The organism is Pseudomonas sp. ICMP22404 (assembly GCF_006227205.1).
Classification (GTDB): Bacteria; Pseudomonadota; Gammaproteobacteria; order Pseudomonadales; family Pseudomonadaceae; genus Aquipseudomonas.
Window position 1 is genome coordinate 474,707 of sequence record NZ_VCNG01000001.1, and the last position, 20,750, is coordinate 495,456.

Here is a 20,750-nt window from a genome sequence, read left to right on the forward strand (position 1 = left end):
CTCTTTTAAGTTTTGACCAACCCGGCACGGCCCGACGCCGCCTGGGTTCCCTCCAAGCTTGCCAACACTGAGCGCTCAAGACCGCAGGGCGCTCGTTGCCAGCAATTCCTTCAATATCGCCGCCGGGTCGGCTCGTTTTTGTTGACGATAATCCCCGACATGACGAACGAATAAGGTCGCGCGCGCCACCAGGCTCTTGCCCAGCACCGGCTTGCGCTCCATCTCCTCCTTGATGCGTTGAAACTGCGCCTGGATCACGGCATCGGTGTAGCGCGTGCCGGTCGCCAGGTTGTCGATATAGATCGCCACCGCGCCATCCAGCGCGCTGCGGCCGTTGTCGATGGCCGTGGCAAACAGTTGCGCGCTGGCATCGTCCTTGGCGTCCACCGCCGTCTGGTAACTGCGTTGCAGATTGGTCAGGCGGATGTTGTAGTTGTTGACGGTCTCGGCCACCAGGGCCGCCGACTGGATCAGGTTGCCGGCCGCTTCCTCGCGCTGCTGGGCGATGAGCGAGACGTTGCGCTTGAGCTCTTCGTTGACCAGTCCCAGTTCGGCTTGCAGGCGCGGGTCGACGCTGGCGGCGATGATGCTGTCCAGGCGTTTGGTCGGATCCTGGGCGTCGTCGATGGCATCGGTCAGGGACGCGAGGCGGCCTTCTTTCTGCCATTGGGCGAACAGTTCCTTGTAGCGCGAACGTGGTGCCGACAACGCGCCGACGGCCACCCGGAAGCCGGTGGTTTCGTTGCTCTGCTCGGTGCCGTCGGCAGCGAACAAGGGGTATTCGCGACGCATGCCGGTGAACAGCGTGCCCTCGCCTTCCAGGTAGTTACCGCCCTTGACCACGAAACCACCGTAGGCGCCCTGGCGCCGTCCGGAATGCACCAGTTGGAAGGATTCCTGAACCATCTCGGCCGCGTTGCCGATCACGTCGAACAAGCCAACGGGGTTTGGCAACTTGGTGCCGATAGGCATCAGTCGTGCGGCCTGGCCCGTGCCGCCGGCCACTTGGTTGAACACCGCCCAATCGGCCAATGGCCCGTCGCTTTCACTGCCCTCCAGGCGCCGTGGGAACAGGCGCCCTTCCAGGTCCTGGCGGCTGACGGCCTGTCCGCCACGGGCGGCGAATTCCCATTCGACTTCGGTGGGCAGGCGCACGAAGCCCAGCCCGCCGTCTTCGGCGGAGGTGCCGCGGCCGCTCACCGGCAGCAGGTCCTTGTGGTATTTCATCAGCCAAGCGCTGTACACCGCCGAGAAACGCTCAGCCTCGAACTTCGACAGTTTCACCTTGGGCAAGCGCCCGGCCATGCCCTGGGGCAGCTCGGCTTGCAAGGCTTCGCAAGCCGGTGCAGGTTCGCCGCTGGCCAGGGACTGCGCCTGGGCCATGACCTGGGCGTACTGCCGCGCCGTAACTTCGTATTTGCCGATGAAATACAGCATCGGCTTGAGCGGCGTCTGGGCGTCGGTCTTGGGCATCAACGGCGTGATGGTCTTGTTCCAGTCCTTGGGCAGGTCCTTGAGGGTGAACTGGCCGTTGATGAAGTCGCGTCGATAGCCGGAAATGAACGACTGTTGATAACCGGCCTCGCCCTCGCTGAACGGGTAGCCCAGGCTGATCTCGCGGTCGTCCAGAGTGCCCTGGGCGAGGATGTAGACGTAACGGAACACCATCTGTCCGTCACACGGCAGCGGCAGGCTGACGTCATCGGGTAACGGCTTGGGATTGTCCAGCTTGTCGCTGCCTTCATCGGCGCTTGCCAGGTTGCTCAGAGCGGCCAGACTGGCCAGGCTCAGCGCCACGGCGGCGCCCAATAACTTATACATCGCGAATTCCTTCAGAAGCCTGGATGCGCGCCACCCGCCAGCCGCCACAGGCCGCCGCCACGGCGCTGACGCCGAGCACGGCCACCAGGGCCAGGGTGTAGTGACGCAGCAGCAGATGGCTGGCGTACTCACCCGGCATCTGCGCAAATAAATGATTCAGCCCCGACTGCGCCAAGCCGTACAGCCCGACGCTCAGCACAGCTGCAAGGCCGGCGCTGTACAGCGCCTGCAACACCACGAACAGCAACAGCGCGGCGGTGGACACCCCCAGCAGGCGCAGCACCGACAGCTCCCGCCGCTTGCGCTCGACCGCCGCCAGCGCCCCGGCAAAAATCGCCGCGAACGCCCCCGCCAACGCCAGCCCGGCGATGATCCAGAACACGATCGACAGGTTGCGGCTCAACGATTGCACTTGTGCGATGGTCTGGGCCTGAGTCGACACCAACAGATTCTGCGCCGCGAAATACTGCCGCAGCGGCTCCACATCGCCGAGGCTGCGGGCGTACAAGCGAAACGCCGGATAGACACGCTGCCCGGCCACCCCCACCGCCTCGCCCGGCCAGCCGAACGCGGGCACGGCACGCCCGTCGCGGTAATCCTCAGCCGCTTCCAGCAAGGCCAGCGGCGCGAACAACCCATCACGGGCGAAGGCTTCCAGCGGCAACACGTGCAGCACCCGGACCCGGGTCCGCTGCGCCTCACTGCGACCGGCCACCTGCCGACCGAAACTGGCCTGCAACCAATCGCCGGCCTTGGCGCCGAGCTTTTCGGCAGCGGTCTGGCTGAGCACGACCTCGTCCAGTCCTTGGGGCAACGGCAGATGTTCGAGCAGCGGGTCGTTGGCGGCGGTGGGGATCATCTCGACGGTGACGGCCGCCGTCGCGTTGTTCAGGTCCGCCGTTGCGGCGATCTGCCGGGTGCGCGGAAGGGCGAATGACACATCGCTGCGCTGGCCCAACTGCTCGATGAACTCGGCGCTGAAACGACCACCACCCAGAGGAATGATTTCCCGGGTGGCCGGGTCGCTCTGCAGGCGCTCGGTCAGGCTGCTGACCAGACCGAATTTCAGCCCGAACAGCACCAACAACGGTGCCACCACCGCCACCAAGGCCAGCACCGAGCAGGCCGACAGCCAGGCGTCGTTGCGATAGTCTTGCCAGGCCAGGGAAGCCACCAGCGCGCTGCGCATCAGCAAGCCTCCCCAAGGGTGGCGGTGACACCGCCGTCGACGTCGCGACGACAACTGATGCGCCGCACCTGCAAGCCGCTGGCGCGGGCCAGGGCTTCATCGTGGGTGGCAACCACGCAGCACACGCCGCTGTCGCGGGCCTGGGTCACCAGCAACTGCATGACCCGCTCGGCGTTCAACGGGTCGAGGGCCGCCGTCGGCTCATCCGCCAGCAGCAGCCGTGGACCGTGGGCCAGGGCCCGGGCACAACTGACCCGCTGGCGCTGGCCGACGGACAGGTCCGCCGGTTTCTTGTCCAGTTGATCGGCAATATCCAGTTGCCCAGCCAGGCGCGTCACGCTGCTGTCATCCTTCAAGCCCAGCAGTTTGCGCGACAACTCGATGTTGCCACGCACCGTCAGGAACCCGAGTAAACCGCCGGTTTGCAGCACATAGCCCAGGTGCCGACTGCGCAGCTGCGCCAGCTCACTTTGCTCGGCGCCGCGCCACAGCCGGGCGATGTCCAGCGTGGTATTGGCAGGGGTAAAGTCGAACTGCCCGGCCTGATCCGGTGCAAGCACCAACGCCAGCATATCCAGCAAGGTGCTCTTGCCGCAGCCGCTGGGGCCGACCAGTGCCAATTGCTCACCGGCACGCAGTTGCAGCCGTGGAATCACCAGGCTGTAGCGTTGGCTGCCGGCACCCCGGCTTTTGTGCACTGCGCTCAGGCTCAGCATCATGGCAAGGTCGACAATGGAACACGGTACAGGGCATCGCCCGGCTCGGCGTCGCCGAAGCGCACCCAGTTGGCGAGGTCGTTGTGGAAGGTTTCGTAGAGACGGATTTTCGAATCCAGCTCGTCGATGAAGTCTTCCTGCTCGGCCACGCTCAAGGACAGCCACAGGTCCTGGGTCATGTTCAGCGACTTGCTGCGGTACGGCAGCCCTTCCAGGTACTCGCCCAGGATGCCGCCGTCGGCCAGGTTGCCGCCCTTGCGCAAGGCGGAAGGGTCGCGGCTCATGTAGGCACTGGCGCTGGCGATTTCCTGGAAGAAATCCTTGGGCGAACTCTGGGTCTTGCGGGCCGCGTCGACGATCAGTTTCAGCGACTGTTGCAGGTCGTTGAGCTGCAGCTTGGTCAGCATCACGCAGACCTGGAACGCCGGCAGCGCCGGGTTGGTCAGGTCGCGGTCGGCGGTCCAGGCGCTGACCAGTTGCGGTGCCTGGCTGGCGGCCTTGTGGCCGAGGAAATCCATGTGCATGGCATAGCCGACCGCCGCCGATTTGTCGGCCAGGCTCGGCGCGGCGCCCAACTGCGGAACTGCCTGCTCCTTGTTGCTGCGTACCTGGTGCACCAGGTCGGCGAATACCGTGCCGATCTCGTCCACCCGCTCGCCCAGCTTGCGCACATCTGCGCCCGCGACGGGAATGTACAGGTCACCGATCTGCGGGTTCGCGTCGGCGGTCAGGGTGCGGTATTGGCTCTGGGCACCGGCGTGGGTTTTCTTGCCGGCGTCGCTGAGCAGGTGCAGGGCATAGATCTTGATCTGCTTGCCCAGGGCCGCCTGACGCACTTCGGCTTCGTTCATCTGCGTGGTGGAAAAGGGATCGTTCTTGCGCAAGGCACCGGCGTCGGTAACGAGCAGGATCAGGCGCCCACCATAACCGGACCAGTCCATGTTCTCGACCGCTTCCATGACCCCGGCAAACGCATCCTCGTTGAACGAATGGCTCGACACCGTTGACGCCTTGACCTGCCGTGCAAGGTCGAGGAAGCGTTGCGGGTCACGGCCCTGCTCCAGGGTGATCAGGGTCTTGGCGACGTATTCCAGGCCCGGGGTTTTCTTGGTGCTGTTGCGGAACCCCACCAAGCCGAAGCTGACGCTGTCCAGCTCGCCGCGCTCGGCGATGCGGGTCTGCAGCTCATGGACCACGTCGCGCACCTGATCGATGTAGGGCTGCATGGACACGGTGGTGTCCACCACCAGGACCACAGCCGTGCGGAACGCATCGGCATTGGCGGTCAGGATCGGCGTGTTGTTGGACGCTGCCCGAGGGGTGTTGCCAGGGTCGATGGAGGCCACGTTGAGCAACTGCACCGGCTGGCCATTCTCGTCAAAGCTCTCGCGAGAGTCGAAAATCGGCAACAGGTAGAACTGGTTCTGCGGCACGGCGCTGGCGGCCGGCTCCAGGGCCAGCACTTGCTGGTTATCCTCGCGGTTCTGCTGGGCCTTGAGCAGCACGTTCTTGGCGTTCGACGGGTTGGCCAGCAGCTTTTCCACTTCACCAGGCTGACGCAGGAACATCACCGGCGCCCGGCCGGAACGTTCGGTGAACTTGAGCACAAGGCTCTGTTTCCAGTCGCTGACCTGGGCAGCCGGCAACCAGCCGTCGCTGCGTCCGTCCGTGGCGGCGCCGACCCGCATCCACTCGCTGCCATTGAAGTCCTTGCGCTGATACACGTATAGCACCGAGAACGCCGGCAGCTCCTTGCCCGGCGCGGCGCCCGGTTCGGCGGCAAGTTTCGCCCCCGGTTTGCTCAGCACTCGCTGGAACAGGGTTTTCTTGCCAGCCATCAACAACGGACGCTGGCCGCCATCGGCTTCCGTCGCCACGGGAGGATTGACCGGCGGGGCCACGGGCGGCTTGACCGGTGGCGCGTCGGGGCTCTTCACCGGAGGTGTCTCAGGCGCTTTGACCGGCGGCTTGCTGGACGAGGCCGTGGATGCCACGGACTGCTTGCTGGTTTTGCCGCTGTCACCGGACAACCACCAATACCCCGCGCCACCCAATGCCAACGCCACGGCCACCGCGACAGCGGCCAGGGCAAACACCGGGGTCTTGCGTGGCTGCGCAGCGGTAGGTCGCTGGGGCGGGCTGACCGGTGGCGCGGTTGGTTTCGGTTGTGGCGCCGGTTGTGATTGGGGCTGCGCCGGGCCGCTCGGGATGTCGATGGACATCGGCGTCAATCCCGCCAGGTCATCGCGACTCGATTGCGGCGGCACGGGCAGTGGCAATGGTCGGATCAGGGTCGCCTCAGCCGAATCCGCGGGCAGGTTATCCAGGGCCCGCAACAGCGCCGCCGCATCCGGGAAGCGTTCCGCCGGGTCCTTCGCCAACAGCTTGCGCAGCACGTCCTGGTAACGGCCGTGGTGCACCGGTAGCTCCGGCAGCGGTTCGGTCAGGTGGGCCAGGGCCGTGGACAGCGCATCGTTGCCGGTATACGGCAGCTTGCCGACAAGAATTTCGTAGAGCACCACCCCCAGGGCATACAAGTCGGCGCGGCCATCGATGTCCTGGCCACGGGCCTGTTCCGGGCTCATGTAGCTGGGCGTGCCTACCGCGAAACCGGCCTGGGTGAATTGGGTGCGGTCGTCCAGGGACTTGGCGATGCCGAAGTCCGAGAGCACCGCCGTGCCATCGGCGCGGAACAGGATGTTCGCCGGCTTGACGTCACGGTGCACCAGGCCCAGCCCATGGGCGTAGCCCAGGGCCGAGGCGATCTGGCGAATGTAGATCAGGCCCTGCTCCGGCGACAGGCCAGCGGCGATGCGCTCCTTGAGCGTGCCGTTGGGCAGGTATTCCATCGCCATGTAATACAGCTCACCGACATTGCCGATGTCATGGATGGTGACGGTGTGCGGGTGCGACAGGCGCGCCAGGGTCTTGCCTTCGCGCAGGAAGCGCTCGCAGAACGTCGGGTCGGCAGCCAGGGCGGCCGCCATGACCTTGAGCGCCACCTTGCGCTCCAGGGAGCGCTGGGTCGCCAGGTACACGCTGGCCATCGCGCCTTCGCCAATCTCGCCGTCGATGTCGTAGCCGGGGATCTGGATGTTCGAAACGGGGTTCATGACGGCACCTTCACAACCACCACGGTGATGTTGTCCGGGGCACCGCGCATCAGGCCCAGGGAGACCAGGCTGCTGGCGATTTCGCCCGGTTCGTCGTGGCTCAGCACTTCGCGGATTTCTTCGTCTTCAACGGTCTTGGTCAGCCCGTCGCTGCACAGCAGGTAGCTGTCGCCCGGCACCAGCAACAGCTCGGTCATCGCCACGTTCAACTGCGCCTCGACACCGATGGCGCGGGTGACGATGTTGGCCCGTGGATGCACCCGGGCTTCGGCTTCGCTGAGCAGGCCGCTGTCCTGCAGGTCCTGGACGTAGCTGTGATCCCGGGAGATGCCTTCCAGCACGCCGTCGCGCAGGCGGTACAAGCGGCTGTCGCCGGCCCACAGGCACATGCCGCGCAGGTCACGGGTGGCGAGTACCACCACGGTGCTACCCATCATGGTCACGCCACGGTTGGCGGTTTCTTCACGCACGGCGGCGTTGACCCGCTGCAGGTCGCTTTGCAGCGCCGCGACGTATTCGTCCAACGAACGGCCCACGGCAATGTTGCGCAGGCTGTCGACGATCAGGCTGCTGACGTAGTCGCCCGCCGCGTGCCCGCCCATACCATCGGCGACCACCCACAGACCGTTCTCCGGCAGGTCCAGACACGCATCTTCGTTGACCTGACGGACCATGCCGACATGGCTTTTGCTTGCAGACTTGCAGGCTTTCCCAGCACTTGGACGCATCTACACAACACCTTCTTGGCCGAGCAAAAATTGCGCAAAATCAGCGGCGGCCGGCAGGCCCTGGCAGCGCATCAAACCGGGCGCAATGCGCTCCGAACCCTGGCCCCACCACAGGCTCGCCCCTTCGCAGGCCGACTCGGCCAGGGCGCTCATGCGCCGCTGCGGGTCGGTGGCATCGAAGCGATGCAGGCTGGCAAACCGGCTGCTGGGCACCCGTGGCAGAAACATCGGACTGCCGAGGTTTTCCAGTTCCGCGCCGAAGGCTTCGAACGTGGCCTCTACGCTCAATGTGCTCAGCAACAGGTTCTCCACCCGCTCGAACCACCCGTCCGCACCGCCGACCACCGACGCCGGGTCCGCATCGGGCTCCAGCAGCACCGCGACAGTCAGCGGAAAATAGCGCCCGACCCGGTCGATGCTCGGCATCACCACCCCAACCGCAGCGTCCGGCCCACACACGCCGGGGGCGACCATGAAGCGCCACAGCGGGCTGACCAGATAAGCATCCAGCCAACGCTCGCCGAGGCTGGTCTGGCTGGCAAGCAAACCCGCCGCCAACCACGAGTCCCACGGACCGATAAAGCTCTGGGGCAAGCCACGGCTGACAAAGTCCCCGCGGCTGGCCAACTTTCCATAGAAACCCGCTGTACTCATAGCCGCTCCGGCAGGCTGAAGCCGCTGAGCACGCGGCTCTTGAACGGGTTGAAGGCACTGTTGGCCCGCAGCTCGTAGGAAGCGCTGGCGTTATCGACCCGCAGCCGCAGGTTGAAGCGGTCCGGCGAGTTGCCGGCGGTCAGGTCCGACTGCTCCAGCAACCGGAACCAGGCCCATGGCCCGTCCAGGGTGATGCCGGAGCGCCCGCTGGAAGACGGCGGCATGACCGAGATCCGCACCACGCCAATGCTGCCCGGATTAGGCCACTGCATGGCAGTCGGGCGACTCGGGCCGTGGTCGTAGCTCAACTGCTGGCCGTCGAGATCGAGCAGGAACTGGGTGATGGTCGAGTCCATCGCCACCGGCTTGAGTTCGAAACGCACCATCGGCTGGGTGCCGCCGGAACGGAAGAACGCATCGCGAATGGCCGCCGCGCGCTGGAAGGTCTGCAGCACGCCAGGGGCGATGCCGAGCTTCTGCGCCGCGCCCGGCTGCCAACGCCAGGTCGGCGTGGAGGTGTCGACGTAGGGTTGCAGGTACTTGCGGAAGTAGTTGTCCATCACCCCGCCGACGCCGAAGAACTGGCCGAAGTCATCGAGGGTTGCGTCCCGCGCACTGCCTGGCGACATCGGATAGCGCCCGGCCAGGGACTGGCGGTAGATGTTCACCACTTCGCTGGTCCAGGCGGCGTTCAGTTGATTGCGCACCCCGCCCATCATGCTGTTGGTGGTGGAGTTGACCACTGACTTGACCAGCCCCTGCACCAACGGCGGCTGCCGTTCGGCGTTGAGGCTGACCCGGGTAGCGGCTGCCGCGGCCTGGTTCTTGGCCTCGCCGAGCAAGGCGTCGCCGCTGGCCCCGACCATGGCACTGACCTGAACATACAGCGCGTTCATGTCGGCCAGCAGGCCATCGATGGCGGCCGGTTCACCGTCGTTCTTGCTGACGATGCTGTTGAGCTCGGCAAAGTGCGCCGTGATCGGGTCATCGCTGGCCTGCGGCGCGCTTTGCGTCGCCTGCTCCTGGCCGAGCAAGCTGCCCAGGCGTTCCTTGAGCTTGTCCACGCCGCCTTCCACTGGCGCGCCCTGGGCGGCCAGCAGGCGTTCGTCCTGTTGCAGGTCGGTTTCCTTCGCCACCGCCACCAACAGTTTTTTCAATGGCGAGGTCGGCCCGGAAATCACCCGCAGTACATCGGCGGCCTGGGCCACGCTGGTGATCGGCACGAAATCGATGTCGGCGAGCAAGGCGTCCCACTGGCGCTGATAGTCCTGGAAGTACAGCCGGCGCACATCGGCGGCCAGGCTGGCAACGTTCTGCTGATCGGCCTCTTCGTGCCCCAGCACCCATTGCTCTTCAGCCAGGGTGCCGGTCTGGCTCAGGCTGGTGAGCAAGAAGCCCTGGCGGTAACCCTTGACGGTGAAGAACCCGCTCAGCGGCTCGCCCAACGGCTTGCCGCTCTTGCGACTGAACACCAGCGCAGCGTCACGCCCGGCGGCTTCGTTGATGCGGAAGTCCGGGATGCCTTCGGGCAGCTTCTGCCGTTTGATCCGGTCGTAGACACGCTGGGCCACGGGCAGCTGTTGCAATTGGCGACGCAGGTCTTCGATCAGCCGTGGGTCCAGCCGTGCGGTAGGCGGGTGACGTTCGAACAGCGCTTGCAAATGCTCGCTCAGGGCCACCCGCTGTTCGGCCGGCAAGTCACGGGGCAGGCTGCGATCCCAGTCCAGGGCGATCCAGGCCTTGATGAAGTCGGCGTCGTAATGCTCGTTGTCGGCGAGCATCAGGTAGGCCTTCAAGCCTTCGTAGAGGAAGTCCGAATTGCCGCCGCTGTGCAGTTGCTCTTCGATGCGCGTCAGCAGGCGCGGCGCGAACACCGCGATCAGCAACTTGCGATAGACGCTGCCGGATTCGGCTTCCAGCATGTCGCCCTGGTACAGGCCCAGGCCCTCGGCCCAGTCCGGCGCATCCCCCGCCAGGTGTTTCACGGCGTTGAGCAACGGCAGCACCGCGAGCACATCGCGCTGTGCCGGGCTGAGGTTCTGCACGGTCTGGCCCAGTGGCGCGACCTTCTGGTCGACCTGGGCGATGTACGCCTGGTTGGCGCGATAACTGACCCACCACAAGCTGCCGACCACTAGTACCACCACCACGGTGGAGGCCAGTACGCCACGGGCGATCCATTTGCGCCGACGCTCGACCTTCGGATCGACGCCCACCAGCCCACGCTCGGCGAAGGCCACGGCGGTAAAGAGTTTTTCGATGAAGTAGCTGCGCCCGGTGCCGGTCTGGCGCGCCAGGTGCTGGCGGTCCAGGTTCATGCTCTGGGCCATGGAACCGATCAGTCGGTCGATCGGGCTGCCTTCCTGGGTGCCGCTGGTGAAATACACACCGCGCAGCAGTACGCGCTCTTCGAAGGCGTTGGGCTTGAACACGCCTTCGAGGAAGCTTTGCAAGCAATCCTTCAACGCGCCGAACTGCTGCGGGAAACCGTAGATCAGATCACGCCGCGCCGGGTCGCGTTCCTGTTGCAGGCGTTCTACCAGACGGTCGTTGAGGCGTTGCTCCAGACCGACGAATTCGCTTTGCAGGTGCGCCAGCGGACTGTCGTTGCTCTTGCCGTCGTCGAGGGCGAAGGTCATGCCCCAGACCTGGGCGCGCTCTTCCTTGCTCAGGGTGTCGAAATACTCCATGAACCCGGGCACCAGATCGAGCTTGGTCAGCATCAGGTAGACCGGGAAGCGCACGCCCAACTGGGTGTACAACTCCTGGATGCGCAGGCGAATCGCCGCGGCATGGGCGGCGCGCTCGGCGTCGCTGCCCAGCAGCAGGTCGGACAGGCTGATGGCGATGAACGCACCGTCAATCGGACGCCGGGCCCGCTGTTTTTTCAGCAGGCCCAGGAAGCCCAGCCAGGCGGCCTTGTCGATGGCCGCGTCGCTGTCCTGGGTGGTGTAGCGCCCGGCGGTGTCGAGTAGCACGGCTTGATCGGTGAACCACCAATCGCAATTACGGGTACCACCGACGCCACGCACCGCGCCAGCGCCCAACTGGGCAGCCAACGGGAAATGCAGCCCGGAGTTAACCAACGCGGTGGTCTTGCCCGAACCCGGCGGGCCAATGATCACGTACCACGGCAGCTCGTAGAGGTTACGGCGCTCGTCACCGCCCAGCTTGGCCTTTTTCAAGAGTGCCAGGGCTTCGTCCATGCGTTGGCGCAGGGTTTCGAGCTCTTCGGCGGTGGCGATGCTGGTGGGGTCGGGTGGCGTCTGCTCGGCCAGGCTGCGCATGACTTCGGCGGCCTGGCGACGGGCCTGGATGATGCGGAACACGCGGTAGGCGATCCACACCGCGAACACCAGGATGATCAATGCCCAGCGCCGGCCTTCGGGCACCAGCCAGTCCAGCAGCGGGCCGACGAACCAGATGATCAGGCTCAGGGCAATCAGCCCCAGCAACGGGATGACCCAGCGGATCATGAAACTGAAAAACGCCTTCACTCGACTCCCTCCGCCAATACGGTGATTTCAACCCGACGGTTGCGTGCACGCCCTTCCGTGGTGGCGTTGGACGCCAGTGGTTCGGTGTCGCTGCGGCCTTCGGCGCTGAAGCGCTCAGGCTGGCCGGTCTTGGCCGACAGAATCTGCAGCACCGACTGCGCCCGCGCTTCGGACAGCGCCCAGTTGGACGGGAAACGCAACGTGGCAATCGGACGGTTGTCGCTGTGGCCGGTCACCAGGACCTGGCCCTTGACCTTGCGCACCGCCTCGGCAATGCGCAGCATCAACGGCTCGAAATCGTCCTTGATGCTGGCACTGCCCGAGGCGAACAGTTCGTCGCCACGGATGGTCACCACCGAACGGTCGACGGCGTCTTCCACAGCGATGCGGCCAGCCCTGATTTCATCGGCCAGGAAACCGGCCAGGCGGGGTCGCTCGATCACTTTCGGTTGCACCACGGGGCGGTCGATGGTCTGCACCGGGATCTCGCCGAGGAAATGAATGTTCTTGAACACCGGTTCGGCATCGGAGGCGAGTTTCATGCGCAGGCCGAACAACAGCGCCAGCAGCAAGGCCACGCCGATGGCCACGGCGATCCACGGCGGCATGAATTGCGCCAGGCGGTCGCGGGCCACGGTGACGCCGCGCCAGTGTGGCGACAACTCGCGTTCGTAGTCGCCACGGGCACTGCGGATCACCGCACTGGTGCGTTCGCGCAACGCTTCGAGTTGGCTGCGACCGTCGTTCATCACCCGGTAACGCCCCTCGAAACCGAGGCACATGCACAGGTACAACAGCTCCAGCAGGTACAAGCGTTCCCGTGGACTTTGCAGGCAGTGCTCCAGCAGCTGGAACACCTTCTCGCCACCCCAGGCTTCGTTGTGCACGGTGATCAACAGGCTCTGCTTGCCCCAGTCGCTGGTGCCGCCCCACGGCGTGCTCAACACCGCTTCATCCAACGCGGTGCACAAGGCGTAGCGGGCCAGCAGCACGTCGTTGCGCACCACGCCGGCAGCCTCGGCGCGTTCCTCGAACTGGCGCAGGTACGCCAGCAGTTGTGCGCGCAGGCTGGCCGGTGCCGGATGCGCAATGGTATTGCGCAAGCGCGTCAGCAGGGCCAGCAGCGGGCCGGCGGCGCTTTCCAGCGGATTGAGGCCCTGGGCCTTGCCGGTCAAGACCGGCGCGGCCGGCATCGACAGCGGCGCGGGTGCTGGCTGCGGGCGTCCGGCATCCGGGCGGAACGGATCCGCGCCACGGCCACCGGGCGTTGGCATGAACTGGGTACGATCGTCGTTGCTCATCGCGAATTATCCTCGGATCGCCCAGAACGCCAGGTTCAGCCCTGGGAACTGCCCGGCGATGTGGAACGCAAAGCCGCCGGAGTTGCCCAGCTGTTTCCAGTGGTCGCTGCCCCGGTCGAGTTCGTAATAGGTGGAGCCGGCGTGATACGGAAGCTGACGTGGCGCCACCGGCAGCGGCAACAGGCCGATGCCCGGCAGTTGCAGGTTGACCAGGTCACGGATGTGCTCCACCGAACCAACCTTGCTCTGCTGGCCGAAGCGGCTGCGCAGGGTTTCGGCGGGAACGTCGGCGCGCACCACCAGGATGAAACTGGCGCTGTCGAGCAACGTCTTGTCGGCCAACATCGCCACGTGGATGCCATAGGCTTTTTCCACAATCGGAATCGGTGTGGCCTTGCTGTCGATCAACATCGACAAGGCCTCACGCAACGCCTGCATCACCGGCGTGAAGCTCAGCACCAGGTCATCATGCTGGTAGGCCGGGTATTCCTGCGGTCGTCGCCCGGAGGCGGTGAAGGTCGAGAACTCTCCGGCCAATGCCACCAGCTCGCTGTAGAACCGCTCGGGGTGCAACGGGCTCAACTGGCTCAGGTGCTGGACCAGCGGTTGGGCGCGGTTGACCAGTTGCAGCAGCATGAAGTCGGCGATCTCCGAAGCGCCACCGGCACCGGACGCCACGACCCGCCCGGCGAGGGCTTCGCCGCGTTGATGGAGCAGGCCCAGCAGTTCGCTGCGAAACGCCGCCAGGGGCTTGGAGGCGATCACATCCAGCAGCGGCGGGATGTAGGTGTCGTCGAGCACCAGGGCGCGGTCGGCGCGCTTCTCCTTGATGCGCACCACGCCGACGGCGGCGTAGTCGCCAATGCCGTCCTGGGCGGTCAACAAACGCAAGGCCCGGGAGCCCACGGCCACCGGCGCACGGTTTTCGAACGGTGCGTTGTCGTCGCGTACTTCACACACCTGGCTGACGTAACGCGCGGCCCCCAGCACTTCTCCTTCATCCACGGTGTCACGGGTACCGGCGCGCTTGAGCGGCAGGGCCAGGTACACCAGGCCGTCGCGCAGGCTGTCGTCGATGTTCAGCGGGGTCGGCGCCACGTCATCCTGGGGAATGTTGAAGGGCGTACCGTCCGGCAACAGGCCACGCGCCGAGATGATCGCCAACTTGCCCTGGGCCAGCAGGCCCTGGTCGATCAGCAATTCGGAAAAGCCCCAGGCGCCGGCCGACAAGGGCCGGCTGCGTGCGTCGATGAGGTTTTCCAGGTAACGGTCGTGCTGTTGGAAGTGCTGCGTTCCGATGAACATGCCTTCCGACCAGACCACGCGATTGTTCCAGGACATGGGGGCTCCGATTGCTTATTGGGCAGGGCTGGATGGGGGAACGACGACGTCGCTGCGCACGGCGCGTACATCGAGGCTGATCTGGTATTCGGTGTAGGCGCGCGGGGGCACATTCAACACCGTGCGCCACAGCGACTGATCCAGTTCGCGGTAGCCCACCAGGATGCCGATATAGCGGGTCGACGGGTCGAGGTCGCGTTGCAGGCTCAATTGCTGGTCGGGATGGATCAGCACTTCGTCCTGATCGATCAGATCGGCGCCCAGCGTCGCCTGGGCCCGTTCGGCCAGGGCGAAATAATCGGAACGGCCGAAGGTCGCCGCATTTTTCAATTCGAAAATCCGCACCCGCACCGGGGCCGGCTGGCCAGTGGCACCGGGGTTGAGACCGTTGATGGCGTGGAAGTGCAGCTCGACGGCGGCGGTATCGGCCTCAGCCTCTTCGGGCTGGGGTTTGGCCGCATCCTTGGCGCACGCCGTCAACAGAAGCGCGGTGGCAACTGCGAGTAAAAACCTGGGAATCATCCTGCGTCCTCAATGACGTTTGAGCTATCCGTTGTTTATCTTGTGAAGGATTATGGACAGCGACGCTCAACGGCGTCGCTGTCGGGTACTGTGTTCTTCGTAGGCACGACTGAATTCACGACCGAACAGGTCCTGGAAATCCTCCTGGGCTTCCCGGGAAATATTGCTGTAGAGCTCGGTAAATTGCTGCCAATACTGGGCCTGCCGCGAGCCGCTGAAAATCCCCGTCAGCCCGCCAGGCTTGCCCATGCGTTCTTCCAGTTGCGCCGGCTCGAAGCGCGCCAGCAAATGTTTGATCGCCGCTTCCACACCGGCCATTACCGCCAGTTGGTGCGCCCGCAGGTCATCGAAGCTGTCCCGCACGGCCGCGTCCGGTGCCATGAACGCCTGGTTGCCATGGCGCAACAGCAGCAACAGGGCTTCATCGACGTTGGGGGCGAATTTCAACGGGTTGTTTTCCACCGGCTGGATCATCGTCTGCTGGATGCGGAACTCGCCCTTGAGACTGCTGCGAGCGCGCAAGACGTCGATCAGGCCTTCGACCATCAACCGATAACTGCGCCCGATGCTTTCCATCTGCGCCTCGGCCTGGGTCTTGTCCAGGCGCAGCTGGTCCAGGCCGGCGCCGCGCAGGAAGGCTTGCAGCAGGTCGGGTTGGGCGGCGTCGACCGGAACGGTCGGCGTGACCGGCATGACTGGAGCGACCGGCGCGACTGGAGGTTCGACCCGAGCCACCGGTGGCTCGGGCAACGGCGCAGGTTCGGTCGGTATGCGGATATCCGCCAGATTGAACTCGGCGACACTCGTCTCAGGCGCGAAGATGTCCGGCAGCGGGATCGCAGGCTCGGGCATCTGGGGCACGGCTATCGAGACCGGCTCGACCACCGGCAATTGCGCGACCGGCGGCGGGGCAACGGACACCGGTGCCGGCTTGTCGCTGAACAGGTCCCAATCTTCCGGGATCACCGAGGCGGGACTCATTGCCACAGGCTCGACCACGGGCGGCGGGCTGGGACGAGGCATCGGCGTTGGTGGACGGAAATCATGCTGCTGGGCCGGCACATGATCGGGCTGGGTGGCCGGCGGCACGCTGGGCGGCGCAAGGAAATCGAACAGGTCCGGCATTGTGTCCATGGCAGAGACGCCCTGGAACTGCGCCGGCGGAACCATGGGGATCGGCGCGGGAGTATTCACTGGCGCGGCCGCCTGGCGGCCCATCAAGGCTTCGAAGCTGCTGGACGACTCGGCAAAGGGGTTGCTGTCGGTGGCCGGCAGACTGAAGTCGACCCGCGCCTGGATTTCATAATCACCGATGCGGATGATTTCGCCATCCTGCAGGGGTTCACTGTTGCCTTTGCGCAGGCGAACACCGGCCTTGACCAGCTCCACGCCATTGGTGCTGTTATCGGTTAAATAATATCGGCCGTCTTTGTATTGAATAACGCAATGTTTACCGGACACCAAACGTTCCGGGTCCGGCAATACCCAATCATTATCGGAACTACGGCCAATTGCCATCACTCCCTGATCCATGGACTTTTCAGAACACTGACCGGGGGTAATCTTGTGATAACTAGTGATAGTCAAACACAGCGGCATCTCGCCTCCTTGCCAAATACTTTTCACACGTCTGCGCGCGCGGGTGAGCTAGGGAAACATTCGCCTGGTGACTCACCGGAAAACCTTGCAAACAACCGCGAAACGGCTTTTTGCCAGCATGATGGCTGATATTAACCGGCCTGCATGACAAAAAACCGCTCTCAGAACCTTCCTCGACCTGCCAGTCGCGCGGGTTGTTAAGCGCCTCACAACTGTAACAGAGTGGAAATAGCTTACCTTGACAAGCGATAAGTACTACACCAAAAATGCACAACTCCTTGAATATAAATGATGGCACTTTAAGATCATCACGCATCTAAGGGGCCATTACCGTTAAGGGAGATGCGAAGTTCCACCCGGAACTTGCATGTGAACTGCCCGACTTCATTGTTCCTCGGGCGATAGGGAGATCGATCCAAGTGGATGTGCCTTTGTTGCTCGCCGCCGTTTCCGCGAACTCGCCTTGTGGCGAAGACCTGGAATATGACGCGGATTTCCTGCGCCTGGAACGTGATTCCCAAGGTCAACCCGAGCGCAGCATGGGCGACTCGATATTGCCCGCCGAGCCCCCCGAGTGGCGCAGCATCCAGCAACAGAGCCTGGACCTGCTGCAACGCAGCAAAGACCTGCGCATCACCCATTTCCTGTTGCAGAGCTCCCTGGCCCTCGAAGGTCTTCCAGGCCTGGCCCGCGTCTTGACGCTGATCAGCGAATTACTCAAGCAATACTGGGCCGACCTGCACCCGCGCCTGGATGCCGATGACGACAACGATCCCACCGTGCGCATCAACGCCCTCGCCGGCCTGACGTCCGATGTCACCATCCGCCTGCTGCGCGAGAGCATCCTGGCCCGTTCGCGCGCCTTCGGCCCGGTCACCCTGCGCGCCGCCGCCAACGCCAGCGGCCTGCAAAGTTTCGCGGACGAAAGCCTCGGTGCCGAACAACTGGCCGGCGCGTTGCGCGACAGCGACCCCGAACAGCTGGAAACCACCCGCGCGGCGCTGCTGGAAGCTCGCGCCGCTGCCGAAGCCATCGAGCAGGAGGTCAGCGATCAGGTCGGTTCCGCCCAAGGTGTGGACCTCGGCCCGCTGAAGCAGCCACTGAAGATGGCCTTGCAGATTCTCGGGCAGTTCGCGCCGCAGAGCGGCGACAGCACCCTCTCTGACGCCGTCGCCGACGACAGCGCCGCACCGAGCGAATACACCAGCGCGCCGAGCATGCCGCGCAATACCGGCACGAGCACGGTCAGCGGTGAAATCAACAACCGCGACGACGTGCTGCGCAGCCTGGACCGGATTCTCGCTTACTACACCCGTCACGAGCCCTCCAGCCCCCTGCCGGTGCTGCTGAATCGGGCCAAGAATCTGGTGCACGCCGACTTCGCGGCCATTGTGCGCAACCTGATTCCCGACGGCATGAGCCAATTTGAAAACCTGCGCGGCCCGGACAGCGAATAACAGCGAGCGGATCACGCAGTCACGTCACCGGCCCCACCGGATGACGCCAACACCGTCGCTCAAGCGACCAGGAGCAGCAACGTGGCGAAGCAAAGTTCTCAGAAATTCATCGCGCGCAACCGCGCGCCTCGAGTGCAGATCGAGTACGACGTCGAGCTCTACGGCGCCGAGAAAAAGGTCCAGTTGCCCTTCGTCATGGGGGTAATGGCTGACCTCGCCGGCAAGCCCGCCGAGCCTCTGGCACCCGTGGCCGACCGCAAGTTCCTTGAAATCGATGTCGACAATTTCGACTCACGCCTCAAGGCCATGCAACCGCGCGTAGCATTCCATGTACCCAACGAACTGACCGGCGAAGGCAACCTGAGCCTGGACCTGACCTTCGAGAGCATGGACGACTTCAGCCCGGCCGCCGTGGCTCGCAAGGTCGACTCGCTGAACAAGTTGCTCGAAGCACGCACCCAACTGGCCAACCTGCTGACCTACATGGACGGCAAGACTGGCGCCGAAGAAATCATCATGAAGGCGATCAAGGACCCAGCGCTGTTGCAGGCCCTGGCGAGCGCGCCGAAGCCAGCACAGGATCAATGATCATGACCGACAATACCGTCCGCGAAGGCGCACAGAACCTGGGCGCGACTGAAGAAACCAGCGAATTCGCGTCCCTGCTGCTGCAAGAATTCAAGCCCAAGACCGAGCGCGCCCGCGAAGCGGTCGAGACCGCCGTGCGTACCCTGGCCGAACAGGCCCTGGCGCAGACCGACCTGGTGTCCAACGACGCCATCAAATCGATCGAGTCGATCATCGCCGCCATCGACGCCAAGCTCACCGCCCAGGTCAACCAGGTGATCCATCACCCGGACTTCCAACAGCTGGAAAGCGCCTGGCGTGGCCTGCACTACCTGGTCAACAACACCGAGACCGATGAGCAACTGAAGATCCGTGTGCTCAACATCTCCAAGACCGACCTGCACAAGACCCTGAAGAAATTCAAGGGTACCGCGTGGGACCAGAGCCCGCTCTTCAAGAAGATGTACGAAGAAGAATACGGCCAGTTCGGCGGCGAGCCTTACGGCTGCCTGGTAGGCGACTACTACTTCGACCAGTCGCCACCGGACGTGGAGCTGTTGGGCGAACTGTCGAAAGTCTGCGCAGCGATGCACGCACCGTTCATTTCCGCCGCCTCGCCAACCGTGATGGGCATGGGCTCCTGGCAGGAACTGTCGAACCCGCGCGACCTGACCAAGATCTTCACCACACCGGAATACGCCGGCTGGCGCTCCCTGCGTGAATCGGAAGACTCGCGCTACATCGGCCTGACCATGCCGCGCTTCCTGGCGCGCCTGCCGTACGGCGCCAAGACCGATCCGGTGGAAGCCTTCGCCTTCGAAGAAAACACCGACGGCGCCGACAGCTCGAAGTACACCTGGGCCAACGCCGCCTACGCGATGGCCGTGAACATCAACCGTTCGTTCAAACACTTCGGCTGGTGCTCGCGCATCCGCGGCGTGGAGTCCGGCGGTGAAGTGGAAAACCTGCCGGCCCACACGTTCCCGACCGATGACGGTGGCGTGGACATGAAGTGCCCGACCGAGATCGCCATTTCGGACCGCCGTGAAGCGGAACTGGCGAAGAACGGTTTCATGCCGCTGCTGCACAAGAAAAATACCGACTTCGCCGCGTTCATCGGCGCCCAGTCGCTGCAGAAACCGGCCGAATACGACGATCCGGACGCCACCGCCAACGCCAACCTGGCCGCACGCCTGCCGTACCTGTTCGCCACTTGCCGTTTCGCCCACTACCTGAAGTGCATCGTGCGCGACAAGATCGGTTCCTTCAAAGAGAAGGACGAGATGCAGCGCTGGTTGCAGGACTGGATCCTCAACTACGTCGACGGCGACCCGGCGCACTCCACCGAAACCACCAAGGCCCAGCACCCACTGGCGGCAGCCGAAGTGATCGTGGAAGAAGTCGAAGGCAACCCGGGGTATTACAACTCCAAGTTCTACCTGCGCCCGCACTACCAGCTCGAAGGGCTGACCGTGTCGCTGCGCCTGGTATCGAAACTGCCTTCGGCCAAGGGCGCGTAACAACCCCTTGATGTGATCGTTCCCACGCTCGGCGTGGGAATGCCGCCCGGGACGCTCCGCGTCCCTGGAACGCAGAGCGTCCCAAGATGCGTTGCCACGCAGAGCGTGGGAACGATCAACACAACACAACGTGGTTAGAAACCACACAGGGAGAAAACATGGCTGTTGATATTTTCATCAAGATCGGCGACATCAAGGGCGAGTCCATGGACAAGGCCCACAAGGACGAAATCGACGTCCTGAACTGGAGCTGGGGCATGTCCCAGTCCGGCAACATGCACATGGGCAGTGGCGGCGGCGCCGGCAAGGTGAACATCCAGGACCTGTCGTTGACCAAGTACGTCGACAAGGCTTCGCCGAACCTGATGATGCACTGCGCCAGCGGCAAGCACATCGACAAGGTCAAGCTGACCGTGCGCAAGGCCGGCGGTGAAAGCCAGGTCGAGTACATGATCATCAACCTGGAAGAAGTGCTGATCACCTCCCTGAGCACCGGCGGCTCGGGCAGCGATGATCGTCTGACCGAAAACGTCACCCTGAACTTCGCCAAGGTGCTGGTGGACTACCAGCCTCAGAAAGCCGACGGCAGCAAGGAAGGCGGTCCGGTCAAGTTCGGCTGGAACGTGCGTCAGAACGTCAAGGTGTAATCGAACACGCCCCCGGTGCCCCGCGCCGGGGGTGTTTGGTGCTAGCTCTAATCCAATCCTTTGCAGCGCGGTGTCTGA

Annotated in this window: 15 protein-coding genes; 4 read left to right on the forward strand and 11 right to left on the reverse strand. The window is 64.2% G+C overall.

Annotation, left to right across the window (positions count from 1 at the left end):
- Positions 1-75: 75 nt before the first annotated feature.
- The 11 genes from FGE05_RS02240 to tagH form a co-directional block, all read right to left on the reverse strand.
- Positions 76-1,821 (reverse strand): SUMF1/EgtB/PvdO family nonheme iron enzyme, encoded by a 1,746-nt coding sequence (locus FGE05_RS02240; RefSeq protein ID WP_139641196.1) that lies wholly within the window; start codon positions 1,819-1,821, stop codon positions 76-78.
- Complete coding sequence (locus FGE05_RS02245; RefSeq protein ID WP_139641198.1) at positions 1,814-3,010, reverse strand: ABC transporter permease; 1,197 nt, start codon at positions 3,008-3,010, stop codon at positions 1,814-1,816. Before FGE05_RS02245 ends, FGE05_RS02240 begins: the two co-directional genes overlap by 8 nt.
- A complete protein-coding gene (locus FGE05_RS02250; RefSeq protein ID WP_139641649.1) occupies positions 3,010-3,726 on the reverse strand; it encodes an ABC transporter ATP-binding protein in 717 nt (238 codons plus the stop codon). The genes FGE05_RS02245 and FGE05_RS02250 overlap by 1 nt, the downstream gene beginning before the upstream one ends.
- Positions 3,726-6,839 carry a serine/threonine-protein kinase gene (locus FGE05_RS02255; protein WP_139641200.1) on the reverse strand — a complete coding sequence of 1,038 codons (3,114 nt, stop codon included), beginning with the start codon at positions 6,837-6,839 and terminating at the stop codon, positions 3,726-3,728. Before FGE05_RS02255 ends, FGE05_RS02250 begins: the two co-directional genes overlap by 1 nt.
- Entirely contained in the window at positions 6,836-7,567 is a 732-nt protein-coding gene (locus tag FGE05_RS02260) for a PP2C family serine/threonine-protein phosphatase (RefSeq protein WP_139641203.1), read from the reverse strand. Before FGE05_RS02260 ends, FGE05_RS02255 begins: the two co-directional genes overlap by 4 nt.
- Positions 7,568-8,221 (reverse strand): type VI secretion system-associated protein TagF, encoded by a 654-nt coding sequence (gene tagF / locus FGE05_RS02265; RefSeq protein WP_139641205.1) that lies wholly within the window; start codon positions 8,219-8,221, stop codon positions 7,568-7,570.
- The gene (tssM, locus tag FGE05_RS02270) at positions 8,218-11,718 is read right to left on the reverse strand and encodes a type VI secretion system membrane subunit TssM (RefSeq protein WP_139641207.1); all 3,501 of its coding nucleotides are present in this window, start codon (positions 11,716-11,718) and stop codon (positions 8,218-8,220) included. Before tssM ends, tagF begins: the two co-directional genes overlap by 4 nt.
- A complete protein-coding gene (locus FGE05_RS02275; protein ID WP_139641210.1) occupies positions 11,715-13,019 on the reverse strand; it encodes a DotU family type VI secretion system protein in 1,305 nt (434 codons plus the stop codon). The genes tssM and FGE05_RS02275 overlap by 4 nt, the downstream gene beginning before the upstream one ends.
- 6 nt (positions 13,020-13,025) lie before the next feature.
- Positions 13,026-14,360, reverse strand: coding sequence for a type VI secretion system baseplate subunit TssK (gene tssK / locus FGE05_RS02280; protein WP_139641212.1), 1,335 nt, complete (start codon positions 14,358-14,360; stop codon positions 13,026-13,028).
- A 15-nt stretch (positions 14,361-14,375) separates the two neighbouring features.
- On the reverse strand, positions 14,376-14,882 hold the full coding sequence (tssJ, locus tag FGE05_RS02285) for a type VI secretion system lipoprotein TssJ (protein ID WP_139641214.1): 507 nt from the start codon (positions 14,880-14,882) through the stop codon (positions 14,376-14,378).
- Positions 14,883-14,948: 66 nt separating this feature from the next.
- Positions 14,949-16,481 carry a type VI secretion system-associated FHA domain protein TagH gene (gene tagH, locus FGE05_RS02290; protein ID WP_139641216.1) on the reverse strand — a complete coding sequence of 511 codons (1,533 nt, stop codon included), beginning with the start codon at positions 16,479-16,481 and terminating at the stop codon, positions 14,949-14,951.
- 419 nt (positions 16,482-16,900) lie between these two features.
- On the opposite strand from tagH, the gene tssA reads away from it, so the two are divergent.
- From tssA to FGE05_RS02310, 4 genes are all read left to right on the forward strand, one after another.
- Positions 16,901-17,938: a type VI secretion system protein TssA gene (gene tssA, locus FGE05_RS02295; RefSeq protein ID WP_139641218.1), complete on the forward strand. Its 1,038-nt coding sequence runs from the start codon at positions 16,901-16,903 to the stop codon at positions 17,936-17,938.
- 81 nt (positions 17,939-18,019) lie between these two features.
- Complete coding sequence (gene tssB / locus FGE05_RS02300) at positions 18,020-18,526, forward strand: type VI secretion system contractile sheath small subunit (RefSeq protein WP_003177230.1); 507 nt, start codon at positions 18,020-18,022, stop codon at positions 18,524-18,526.
- A 2-nt stretch (positions 18,527-18,528) separates the two neighbouring features.
- Positions 18,529-20,025: a type VI secretion system contractile sheath large subunit gene (gene tssC / locus FGE05_RS02305; protein ID WP_024776801.1), complete on the forward strand. Its 1,497-nt coding sequence runs from the start codon at positions 18,529-18,531 to the stop codon at positions 20,023-20,025.
- A gap of 158 nt (positions 20,026-20,183) precedes the next feature.
- Positions 20,184-20,672: a type VI secretion system tube protein Hcp gene (locus tag FGE05_RS02310; protein ID WP_047698356.1), complete on the forward strand. Its 489-nt coding sequence runs from the start codon at positions 20,184-20,186 to the stop codon at positions 20,670-20,672.
- Positions 20,673-20,750 lie beyond the last annotated feature (78 nt).